The organism is Pseudomonas sp. ABa2, from assembly GCF_056676075.1.
Window position 1 is genome coordinate 2,730,192 of sequence record NZ_CM155239.1, and the last position, 12,133, is coordinate 2,742,324.

3 protein-coding genes, 2 tRNA genes and 1 rRNA gene are annotated in these 12,133 nt (G+C 65.3%); all 6 read right to left on the reverse strand.

Translation table 11 applies throughout. From position 1 onward, the window contains the following. Nucleotides 1–229 precede the first annotated feature (229 nt). The 6 genes from AC1G9C_RS13285 to recC all read right to left on the reverse strand — a co-directional run bounded on the left by AC1G9C_RS13285 (nucleotide 230) and on the right by recC (nucleotide 11,661). Nucleotides 230–305, reverse strand: a tRNA-Ala gene (locus tag AC1G9C_RS13285). A gap of 22 nt (nucleotides 306–327) precedes the next feature. Further along, a tRNA-Ile gene (locus AC1G9C_RS13290) sits at nucleotides 328–404 on the reverse strand. An 85-nt stretch (nucleotides 405–489) separates the two neighbouring features. Further along, nucleotides 490–2,025 (reverse strand): 16S ribosomal RNA (locus AC1G9C_RS13295). Between the two features lie 566 nt (nucleotides 2,026–2,591). Beyond that, the gene (gene recD, locus AC1G9C_RS13300) at nucleotides 2,592–4,619 is read right to left on the reverse strand and encodes an exodeoxyribonuclease V subunit alpha (RefSeq protein ID WP_480407795.1); all 2,028 of its coding nucleotides are present in this window, start codon (nucleotides 4,617–4,619) and stop codon (nucleotides 2,592–2,594) included. Beyond that, a complete protein-coding gene (gene recB / locus AC1G9C_RS13305) occupies nucleotides 4,616–8,248 on the reverse strand; it encodes an exodeoxyribonuclease V subunit beta (RefSeq protein ID WP_480407796.1) in 3,633 nt (1,210 codons plus the stop codon). Before recB ends, recD begins: the two co-directional genes overlap by 4 nt. After that, nucleotides 8,245–11,661, reverse strand: coding sequence for an exodeoxyribonuclease V subunit gamma (gene recC, locus AC1G9C_RS13310; RefSeq protein WP_480407797.1), 3,417 nt, complete (start codon nucleotides 11,659–11,661; stop codon nucleotides 8,245–8,247). The genes recB and recC overlap by 4 nt, the downstream gene beginning before the upstream one ends. Nucleotides 11,662–12,133: the final 472 nt, after the last annotated feature.

Genomic DNA, 12,133 nt, shown 5'->3' on the forward strand with positions numbered 1-12,133 from the left:
TCAATCGTGAAGACGACATTCGCCGAAAATTTGCGTCTTGAGAACTACAAATTTTACCTTGACCAGATCAATTGCCAGTGAAAGCAATTAATCAGTCACTTCTATCACATACCCAAATTTTTAAAGAACGATTTTCGTACCGGTCAAAAGACCAGAAATCAGCACTCACCAGGTCTACCCTGAAGCGCTCATTTCTGAACTCTTTCTCTGCTACCGCAACGCGCGAGAGTGGTGGAGCCAAGCGGGATCGAACCGCTGACCTCCTGCGTGCAAAGCAGGCGCTCTCCCAGCTGAGCTATGGCCCCGTAATCATCTGCACCAAGCAATTGGTAGGTCTGGGCAGATTTGAACTGCCGACCTCACCCTTATCAGGGGTGCGCTCTAACCAACTGAGCTACAGACCTATAACAGGGTCGCGTTACAGCATCGTCTTCGACTATGAATCAAGCAATTCGTGTGGGAGCTTATGAGAAAGCCGGTGTCTTCGATTAAGGAGGTGATCCAGCCGCAGGTTCCCCTACGGCTACCTTGTTACGACTTCACCCCAGTCATGAATCACTCCGTGGTAACCGTCCCCCCGAAGGTTAGACTAGCTACTTCTGGAGCAACCCACTCCCATGGTGTGACGGGCGGTGTGTACAAGGCCCGGGAACGTATTCACCGTGACATTCTGATTCACGATTACTAGCGATTCCGACTTCACGCAGTCGAGTTGCAGACTGCGATCCGGACTACGATCGGTTTTATGGGATTAGCTCCACCTCGCGGCTTGGCAACCCTTTGTACCGACCATTGTAGCACGTGTGTAGCCCTGGCCGTAAGGGCCATGATGACTTGACGTCATCCCCACCTTCCTCCGGTTTGTCACCGGCAGTCTCCTTAGAGTGCCCACCATAACGTGCTGGTAACTAAGGACAAGGGTTGCGCTCGTTACGGGACTTAACCCAACATCTCACGACACGAGCTGACGACAGCCATGCAGCACCTGTGTCTGAGTTCCCGAAGGCACCAATCCATCTCTGGAAAGTTCTCAGCATGTCAAGGCCAGGTAAGGTTCTTCGCGTTGCTTCGAATTAAACCACATGCTCCACCGCTTGTGCGGGCCCCCGTCAATTCATTTGAGTTTTAACCTTGCGGCCGTACTCCCCAGGCGGTCAACTTAATGCGTTAGCTGCGCCACTAAAATCTCAAGGATTCCAACGGCTAGTTGACATCGTTTACGGCGTGGACTACCAGGGTATCTAATCCTGTTTGCTCCCCACGCTTTCGCACCTCAGTGTCAGTATCAGTCCAGGTGGTCGCCTTCGCCACTGGTGTTCCTTCCTATATCTACGCATTTCACCGCTACACAGGAAATTCCACCACCCTCTACCGTACTCTAGCTCGCCAGTTTTGGATGCAGTTCCCAGGTTGAGCCCGGGGCTTTCACATCCAACTTAACGAACCACCTACGCGCGCTTTACGCCCAGTAATTCCGATTAACGCTTGCACCCTTCGTATTACCGCGGCTGCTGGCACGAAGTTAGCCGGTGCTTATTCTGTCGGTAACGTCAAAATACTCACGTATTAGGTGAATACCCTTCCTCCCAACTTAAAGTGCTTTACAATCCGAAGACCTTCTTCACACACGCGGCATGGCTGGATCAGGCTTTCGCCCATTGTCCAATATTCCCCACTGCTGCCTCCCGTAGGAGTCTGGACCGTGTCTCAGTTCCAGTGTGACTGATCATCCTCTCAGACCAGTTACGGATCGTCGCCTTGGTGAGCCGTTACCTCACCAACTAGCTAATCCGACCTAGGCTCATCTAATGGCGCGAGGTCCGAAGATCCCCGCTTTCTCCCGTAGGACGTATGCGGTATTAGCGTTCCTTTCGGAACGTTATCCCCCACCACTAGGCAGATTCCTAGGCATTACTCACCCGTCCGCCGCTAAATCAAGGAGCAAGCTCCTCTCATCCGCTCGACTTGCATGTGTTAGGCCTGCCGCCAGCGTTCAATCTGAGCCATGATCAAACTCTTCAGTTCAATACTGCTTGGGTTTTGAGAAAACCCTAAACTTGGCTCAGCAATCGCAAAAAACTCTCGAATTCACGAGTGTTACTTGTGATGCTGATAATCAGTCGACTACCAGTCTTACCCCACAAGCACCCACACGAATTGCTTGATTCAGTTGTTAAAGAACAGTTGGTCAAGTCTTTCGTCTCAACCGAGGCGCGCATTCTACAGCACCCCATCTTTCCGTCAAGCTGTTTTTCGAATTTGTTTCCAGAGAAACTCTTTTCTACTCAACCGCTTGCGCCTTCGATCCGAACATCTTCTCGTCAGCGGGAGGCGCATTCTACAGCGTTCAAAACCGCTGTCAACCACCTCTTTTACCGCCTTCGATCCACTCGACCGAAGCACCGACAGGATCCAACCACCACCCCGTCGACCGGCGCACATTCTACACACCAGATCCAGCCTTGCAACTCCTCTTTTAAACTTAACTCATTGATTAACAAGAGGTTTTAGAAGAGCTTCAGCGCTGAAGTGGCGCGCATTCTACCGCCTGATGAAGGCACGTCAACACCTTTCTGAAAAGAATTACGCCCTCAGCTCTCCAGGGCCTCGCGCAGACCGCTGCGCCGCTCGACCCGCCGCAGCACCGCCTGCTCGAAGATGCCGGCGCGGGTCTCCACCAGGCTGAACCAATGCCGCGCCCGGGTGATGCCGGTGTAGACCAGTTCCTTGGTCAGAACCGGGTTGAGGCTGTCCGGGAGGATCAGCGCACAGTGGGCGAACTCCGAGCCCTGGGACTTGTGCACTGTCATGGCGAACACCGTCTCCACCGCGCTCAACCGGCTCGGCAGGATATGACGCAACGCGCCGCTGCCGTCGTTGCGCGGAAACACCACACGCAGCACCTGGCGCAGCGGCGCACCGGGGAACTCCGGCGGCTCGGGCAGACGCAGGGCGATACCTATATCGCCGTTCATCAACCCCAGGCTGTAATCGTTGCGGGTCACCAGCACCGGTCGCCCTTCGTACCAGCCATGCTCCTGCTCCAGCAGCCCACGACGTTGCAGCGCCTGGGCGATGCGCTGGTTCAGCGTTTCGACGCCCCAAGGCCCCTTGCGTACCGCGCAAAGCAACTGGAACTGATCGAAGGCCGCCAGCACCCTGCCGGCCCAGCCATCCCAGGCCTGGATATCGGCGTCCGGCGCCGGACGCTCCGCTTGCATCACCTGCAAGTAATGGGCATAGCCCTGGGCTCGGCGTTCGCCGTCCACCAGCCCCTCCAGCAGCAGACGCTCCAGGGCGCGGTCCTGCTCGCCGGCAAGACGCAGCACATGCAAGTCGTCGCTGCCGGCCGCCAGGGTGGCGCGAGCGGCCTGGGCATCGGCCTGGTTCACCGCACGGGCCAGGCGACCTATGCCGGAGGCGCCGGCGAAGCGCCGCGAGTGACGCAGCATGACGATATGCTGGGCCAGCGCCTGCTCGCCGGGTACCAGCGCCGGATCGGCCATCCGCTCGCCGGTCTGCGCCTCCAGCCAGGCGCGGGTCGCGGAACTGTAACCACCGGCCTCCGCTTCCCGACACAAATCGCCCAGCACCGCCCCAGCCTCCACCGAGGCGAGCTGATCCTTGTCGCCCAGCAGGATCAACCGCGCATGAGCCGGCAGGGCGTCCAGCAGGCTCGCCATCATCTCCAGGTCGATCATCGACGCCTCGTCCACCACCAGCACATCCAGCGGCAACGGGTTACCGGCGTCGTGGCGGAAGTGGCGGCTGTCCGGGCGACTGCCTAGCAGACGATGCAGCGTGGTCACCGTACTGGGAATCTGCTGCCGCACGGCGTCCGCCACCGGCAGCGAGGCCACCTGCCCGCCGATGGACTCGGTAAGACGCGCCGCCGCCTTGCCGGTGGGCGCCGCCAGACTCAGACGCAGCGGTGCCCCGGCGGCCATCGCCGCCTCCTGCAGCAACGCCAGCAGGCGCACCACGGTGGTGGTCTTGCCGGTACCGGGGCCGCCGGTGATCAGGGTGAAGCGCCCCTGAGCTGCCAGGGCACAGGCCAGCTTCTGCCAGTCGGTCAGGCGCTCGCCAGCCAGGATCAGGGGCTCGGGGAACAGCGTGGCCAGACGCGCCGAGAGATCGGCCGGCGCCGCGGAGCCTGCTTGCAGGCGCTGAGCGATATTGCTCGCCACGCGGCGCTCGTAGTCCCAGTAACGCCGCATATAGAGGCAGGAACCGGCCAACACCAGCGGCGCGCCTGGGTCCTCCAGCAGCGAACTGCCGGCGCAGGCCGCCAGCCACTGACCCAGTTCGAGCCCCGCCAATACCTGGGACGGCAGCAGCGTCGCGGTCTCGGCATCCTCGCCTTCCGGCGGCAGGGACAGGGTGAAGTCCGGGTTGGCCAGGGTCGCCGCCAGATCCAAACAGACATGCCCTTGGCCGAGTTGATGACTGGCCAGCGCGGTGCCTAGGATCAGCAGCGGCGAGGCATCCGGGTCCAGCTCGGCGAGGAACTGCGCCAGGGCGCGGTCCAATTCCCGTAGCCAGCCGCGCTCGCTCCAGGCGGCCAGCAGGACGAAGAGTTCGGCGCGCTCGCGCAGCGCCGGCGACAGGGTCGGACTCATACCACGGCCTCCTCGGCTTCACCCATAAACAGTGCATCGAGCTGCTCGATCAGCTCACGCGGCGGCCGCGCCAGGTAGACGCCGTGTGCCGGCGCGCGGAGGAACAGATAGAGCGCGCCGCCCAGGTGACGGTCGTAGTCGTAATCCGCCAGGCGCAGGCGCAGCTGTCGGTGCAGGGCCAGCACGTAGAGCACGTACTGCAGGTCGTAGCGGTGGCTGGCCATGGCCGCCGCCATGGCGTCGTGGGTATAGGCGCCATCGTCGACGCCCAGCCAGTTGGACTTGTAGTCGGCCACGTAGTAGCGCCCCTGGTGCTCGAACACCAGATCGATAAAGCCCTTGAACATGCCGTTCAGGGTGTCCGCGCGCAGCGGTTGCCGGGCGATGCCGGGCAGCTCGCAGCGCTGCACCAGCTCATCCAGGCGGCGCACGTCGACCGCCCGAGCCTCGAACCAGAACTCCAACTCCGCCTGGTACTGCGACAGCTCGGCCAGGCAGACCGCCTCGTCGTCGCCAAGCGGCAGCGGCTGCACCAGCAATCCTTGCAGCCATTGCTGCAGCGGATCGATCCAGCTTTCCAGGCCGCGCCGCTGGCAACGCCGCGCCAGGGCCTCGCGCAGCGCGAGGGAATCTGCGGCGAGCTGGGCGAAGCCCTCCTGCGCCGCCATTTCCAGCAGCCCGTGGAGGAAGGTGCCGGGATTGGGGCCGCGGGGAAAGCGATGCAGACCCTGGGCCGCGGCCGGCAGCGGCGGCAGGGCCAGTTCCGAGCTCTCGTCGTCGCTGGCGTTCTGCATGGCCAGGCTGTCCGGTGCGGCGTCTTCGTAGCGGTTGACCCTGGCCGGCGCGTCCTCGTCGAGGCGCAGGGCGCTGTAGGAGGCGATCCACCAGTGCTCAGCGGCGCGCCGCGCCGGGGTGCGCCAACGGGGGACGAACTGTTCGTCGTCCGACGCCCGATAGCGCTGCTCGCCGGCTTGCGGTACCGGGGCCAGCGCACTTCGCGGCGCGTCCGCGAATGGCGCTAGCCAGCCGGCAAGATCCGCACTAGCGGCCAGCGGCACGCCGCCTCCCAGCAGGTAGCCGAGGGCGGAATCGTGCAGCCGCGATTTCTTGCCATTGCCGATCTTCAGGTCCGCCACGCCCAGCCAGCAGCCATGGCGCGCGCGGGTCAGGGCCACGTAGAGCAGGCGCAGGTCCTCGCCCAGCCGCTCGCGCTCGGCCCGCGCCAGGGTGTCCTCGTCGGCCTTGAGCACCAGGCGCCGGCGCTGGCCGTCATGCACCTGCAGCGGCTGCTTGTCGTCCAGCGGGCGGAAGGCGCAGATAAAGGGCAGGAACACCAGGGGGTATTCCAGGCCCTTGGATTTGTGGATGGTCACCACCCGCACCAGCGCCTCGTCGCTTTCCAGGCGCAGCACCTGCTCCTCGGCGGCCTGGCTCTCGCCGGCCAGCAGCTCGCCCAGGTGGCGGATCAACGCCAGCTCGCCGTCCAGCTCGGCGGCGGCCTGCTGCAGCAACTCGGCCAGATGCAGCAGATTGGTCAGCACCCGTTCGCCGTCCTCGCGGCCCATCAGCCGCTGCGGCAGGGCGAAGTCCTGCAGCAACTGGCGCAGCATCGGCAGCACGCCCTGCCGCTGCCAGCGCTGGCGATAGTCGCGAAACTGCAGGACCCGGCGCTCCCAGATGCGCTCGTCGAGATTGAGCCGCTCCAGTTCGTCCAGCGCCAGGCCCAGGGTGGCGCTGGCCAGGGCCGCGCGCAGCGGACGGTCCTGGTCCGGTTCGGCGCAGGCACGCAGCCACAGCAGCAGGTCGCGGGCCTCCTGGGCGGCGAACACTGAATCCTTGTCCGACAGGTAGACGCTTCGCACGCCGCGGGCGGCCAGCTCGCCACGGATGGCCTGGGCCTCGTTGAAGTCGCGCACCAGCACGGCGATATCGCTGGGGCGCAGCGCGACCAGCCCATCCTCCCCGCTGAAGCCGGCGCGGCCCTGCTGGCCCAGATCCAGCAGGCGCACGATCTCGGCGGCACTGGCGCCGGCCAGGGCGTCGAGGTAGGCGCCCTTGGCCAGCGGCTCGTCGCTCGCCAGGTGCCAGAGGCTCAGCGCCGGTTGCGCCTGGCCGTCCAGCGTCCAGGTCTCCTTGCGTCCCTGCGCGCTCACGTCGATAAATGGCAGATCGTCGCGCAGCAGGAAGGCCCCCTCCCCGCCCTCGCGCTGTTCGGCGCGCAAAAATACGCCGTTCACCGCCGCCACCATGTCCTCACTGGAGCGGAAGTTCGTCTCCAGGTTGTAGTGGCGCCCGGTGGTGGCACGCCGGGCGCGCAGGTAGGTGTGGATGTCGGCGCCGCGAAAGGAATAGATGGCCTGTTTGGGGTCGCCGATCATGAACAGGCCGCAGTCGTCGCGATTGATCTCCACCTGATAGAGGGTGTCGAAGATGCGGTACTGCAGCGGGTCGGTGTCCTGGAATTCGTCGATCAGCGCCACCGGGAACTGGCGACGGATCACCTCGGCCAGGCGCGGGCCGTTGTCACCCTGCAGGGCGGCGTCCAGACGGCTGAGCATGTCGTCGAAGCCCATTTCCGCGCGCTGACGCTTCTCCCGGTCGAAACCCTGGCGCACCCAGGCCGCCGCATGGCGCAGTGCGGTTTCGGTCGGATCGCTGAGCGCGGCGAGGCGCTCGGGCAGCACGGCCATGGCCTCCAGTGCGGGATGAGCCGGCGGCGCGCCCTTCCAGGCTTCGGCCAGGCCATCGGGGGTCAAGCGGCTGAAGCCGGTGCCAAGCTCCAGGCGATCCTCCTCGCCGCTCGCCCAGTCGCGCAGCTTGCTCAGCCAGGGGTTGTAGTAGCGCGCCTGGATCTTGCGGGCATCCACCTGCTTGGCGGCGACGGCCGCATCCAGCAGCGCCTGCAACTCGTCGGCCCAGATGCGCCAGGGCGTCTTGAGGGCCTCCAGTTCGCGCTGGCGATCGGCCAGGGCTCGCTCCAGCAGCTCGCCCAGCGGTTGGTCGCCGGGCGCGCCCTCCTCGCCCAGCAGCGGCCGCAGCCGCGCGCCGAGGTTGGCCGGCGCGCCCCAGTGACGCGCCGCCCACGCCAGCGCCGCGCCCTGCAGCGGATAGCAGTGCTGCCGCCAGTAGTCGCGCACCACTTCGGCGAGCAGTTCGCTGTGGTCGGTCTCCAGGGTCTGGCTGAACAGGCTGCCGCTGTCGAAGGCGTGCTCGCGCAGCATGCGCTGGCACCAGCCATGGATGGTGGAGACGGCCGCCTCGTCCATCCACTGCGCGGCCAACTCCAGGCGGCGGGCGCAGTCGGGCCACTGGGCCGCGGGGAAGTCCGCGCGCAGCTCGTGCAGCAGCGCATCGGCCTCGCCGTCGCCGCGAAACAGCGCCGCCGCCTGCACCAGGCGTGCGCGGATACGGTCGCGCAGCTCGCGGGTCGCGGCATCGGTGAAGGTCACCACGAGGATCTGCGGCGGCAGCAAGGGTTCGCGGAAGGCCGCGTCGCCACCGTGGCCGAGGATCAGGCGCAGGTAGAGCGCGGAAATGGTGAAAGTCTTGCCAGTACCGGCGCTGGCCTCGATCAGGCGGCTGCCGTGCAGCGGAAAGCTCAGGGCCAGGGGACGTCGTGACGGGCTCATGGCCTATCCTCCTCGAGGGCAATCGGCTGGCTTTGCAGCAGCGGCCGGTACAGTCGCTCGCTCCAGACCGGGAACTGGCGATCGGCGGTCAGCGCCGCGTAGTCGGGGAACTGCCGCGCCAGGCTGGCGCTGCCGGCCACTTCGCCGCTGAGGTTGTAGCCACCCTCGTAGACGGCTCTGGCCTTGTCGTCGTTCTCCTCCTGCAGCCAGGCCAGCGACGTCTTCAACGCCACCGGCAGCGGCGCCTGCATGCCGGCATTCCAGGCTTGCAGCCAGCCGGCGAGCAGCTGCGCCGCATGCTCGGTCGGCAGCGGCTCGAAGACCAGGGCCTGGTCCTCGCCCACCAACAGCGTGCTGATGGGCGCGTCGCAAGCGGCGGCGATCACGTGCAGCACATAGGGGCGCAGCAGGCGATGCCACTTCCAGGTCTTGTCCTTGGCCAGGGCGCCGGGCAGCAGCTCCAGGCGCGCCAGGCTGCCGTCGGCCTGGCGCCGCAGGCCGCCGAGCCAGCCGTCCAGCTGCACGTCGGCGGCGCTGAAGCTCAGTCGCTGCGGCGACTCCAGCAGCTCCGGCCACAACAGGCAGAGCCCCTGATAACGCTGCAGCTGCGCCGGCAACGGTGCCAGCAAGGCATCGCGGTATTGCGCGCCGAAGCCGGCCAGCGGCAGCACGCCGCTGCGCTGCAGGCGGTCGGCGGCCGCCAGCAGGGCGTCCTCGGCATCGCCGTCCGGGGTCAACACGGCGGCTTTCAGCAAACGCTCCTGCAGCTGGTAGCGTTCCAGCGCGTCGAGGGCGAAGGGTTCGCTGTCCAGCCGGGCCTGCTCCTCTTCATCGAGGAACACCTTGAGGCGGCGGGTGAAGAAGCACTTCACCGGATCACGGAGGAAACTCTGCAACAGTTCGGGGCCGATCTGCTGGCCATCCTCCCAGGCCGGCAACGCCCCCTGGGCCACGGCGGACGCGGCCTGGCCATGCAGCGCGGCCCATTCGTGGACGTAACTGAACAGCCCCGGCTCGGCGCCGAAGTAGCGACGACTGAAGGGCTGCAGCGGATGTTCGGTGGTCAGCGCAGGCAGCAGGTCGCCGCCGCCAAGCAGTCTCCAGGCGGCGCCGAGATGGTCGCGCAGCTGGCCGATCAGCACCGACGGCGGGCGCTCGCTGTTGTCGCGGATGCTGCGGCCCACCCAGCTGATATAGAGGCGCTCACGCGCCGCCAGCAGCGCCTCCAGCAGCAGGTAGCGGTCGTCCTCGCGACGCGAGCGGTCGCCGGGGCGGTAGTCGCCGGCCATCAGGTCAAAGTCCAGCGGCGCCTGGCTGCGCGGGTAGTCGCCATCGTTCATGCCGAGCAGGCAGACGTGACGGAAGGGAATGGCGCGCATCGGCATCAGGGTGCAAAAGTTCACCGCGCCGGCGAGAAAGCGTTGGCTGAGGCGGCCCTGATCGAGATCGCCGAGCCAGGCTTCGCGCACCACCGGCAGCGGCAGCGGCTCTGCCAGGCCGCCGGTTTCGCACAGCGCCAGCCAGGCGTCGAGGGCGTCCAGCAGCTGAGTGCGCAGTACCTCCTCGCGGTCGTCCTGGGGCAGGAAAAAGCCCTCCAGCAGGTCGCGCAAACGCGCGCCCCAACGCGCCGGGCTGGCCGGTTCACGCAGCGCTTCCAGCTGGCGTTCGAGTGCCTCCAGTAGACGGGTCAGCGGGCCGATCAGGGCGGCGTCGAGGCCGCCGATCTCGTCATAGGGCTCGATGCCGGCATAGGCCCCCGCCCCGCCCACCGCGTAGCCCAGGAGCATGCGGCGCAGGCCGAAACGCCAGGTGTTCTGTTCCAAGCCTGTCCCCAGCCCCAGGGATTCGCGCTGGCGGGCATCCAGGCCCCAGCGGATGCCGGCGCCTTCCAGCCAGCGGCGCAGGGTCGGCAGCTCCTCTTCCGCGATGCCGAAGCGCGCGCGCAGGGCGGCGACGTCCAGCAGGTCGAGTACCTCGCTGACGCTGAAACGGCTGTCCGGCAACCGCAACAGGTGTTCCAGGGCGATTAGCAGCGGCTCCTTGCCGCGCAGGCCCTGGTCCGCCAGGGTGAAGGGGATGCAGCGCGGGTCGTCGCTGGCGAACTGGCCGAACACCGCCTGGATGTGCGGCGCGTAGGTGTTCACGTCCGGCACCATGACGATCACGTCGCGCGGGCGCAGCGTGGGGTCCTCGCTGAAGCAGGCCAGCAACTGGTCGTGCAGCACCTCCACCTCGCGCTGGGCGCCGTGGGCGACGTGGAAGCGCAGCGAGCGGTCCCGCGCCGGATCCAGCGGCGGCCAGGTGGTGCGGGTTTCCGCCAGCGGGCGCAGATCGAGAATGTCGTTCTGCAGTTGGCCCAGCAGGCTGTCCTCGCGCGCCGGACTGAACAGGTCGATACGCTCGAACTGCTCGCGGTAGCGCTGCGGCTCGTCGTACTGATCGAGCAGGTTGATGTAGTCGCGACCCTGCTTGCCCCAGGCGGCCAGCAGCGGTTGGGCATGCTGGTGCATCTCTTCCTGGTCGAACAGGCCGATCTGCCCGGCCGGCTTGCCCTTGCGCTGCTGACGACGGTACTCGTGGCGCAGCAGATCCTTGTCCTCGACTATGTCGCCCCAGTGGTGCTGGCAGGGGTTGTGCACGTAGAGCATCACCTGGCTGAAGCGCGCCATGGCCGCCAGCGCCTCCAGCACCTGGGCCGGCAGCGAGGAGATACCGAAGACGGTGATGCGCCGCGGCAGACCGGGCGGCGGCGCGTCCAGCTCGGCCAGACGCGCGACGAAGCGCGGATGCACGCCAGCGCGGCTGTCCGCCATGTGCTCCGCGCCGACATCCGCCAGCAATGCCCGCCACAAGGCCGGCTGCCAGCGCGAGGCCTCGTCCAGCAAGCGCTCACCACCACGCGAGGTGCGCAGGCGATCGTGCCCCGCCGCCCAATCCGCCAGCCAGTCGGCGCGATAGACCTGGTACTGGTCGAACAGATCCGCCAGGCGCTCGGCCAACTGGTGGCGCTTGCGCAGGTCGCCGTCGTCGGCGAGAAAACGCCGCAAGGGAGCAAAGTCGTCGTCCGCCAGCAGCGCGGGCAACAGGCGCATCAGGCGCCAGGTCAGCGGCGCCTTGTCCAGCGGCGACTGCGACGGTATCGCATCCTTGCCCAACACGCCGCGGTAGGCCTGCCAGAGAAAACGAGCCGGTAGATCCACGTCCAACGCCGCGGCGATACCGCAACCTTCGCGCTCGGCCAGCGCCAGCTTGAGCCACTGGGCGATGCCGTTGCTCTGCACCAGCAGCACCTCGTTCTCCAGTGGCCGCAGCGGATAACGACGCATCCACTGCACCGCCAACGCGCGCAACTCTTCCAGATGGTTGCCGTGGATCACGATAAGACCGGGGGAAAGCTCCGGGCTGGCGAGCATCGACTGGCTCCTTGCAAATAACGATGGGCAAGTTTGCCAGTAATTGGCGACCAGGTGCGTCGAGAACGTTTGGCCATTTCAAGCGTCGCCAACTGACGGGGAACTGTCATTGCACGATGCAGTTGCGGGGGATTGGTTACCGAGCCCCGCAGATCGGCACCGACAGTATTGAGGCGGATGAAAGAATTCGCAGACACAAAAAAGCCTGGTCATCACTGACCAGGCTTTGATGTAGGGATTTTTGGTCGGGACGGAGTGATTCGAACACTCTACCCCTTGCACCCCATGCAGGTAAAAACCTGTGCGAGCGAATCCAGAGCAATCCGAAGCATATCTCTACAACCCCCTATTTTACTGGCCTTCAGCCATTTTCTCGTCCAAAATAGCTCGAAACGACTCGAACTAAGCCGATCTCAATTGGCAACGAATTGGCAACCAGAGACTCTCAATTGGCAACCAATTGGCAACGGGA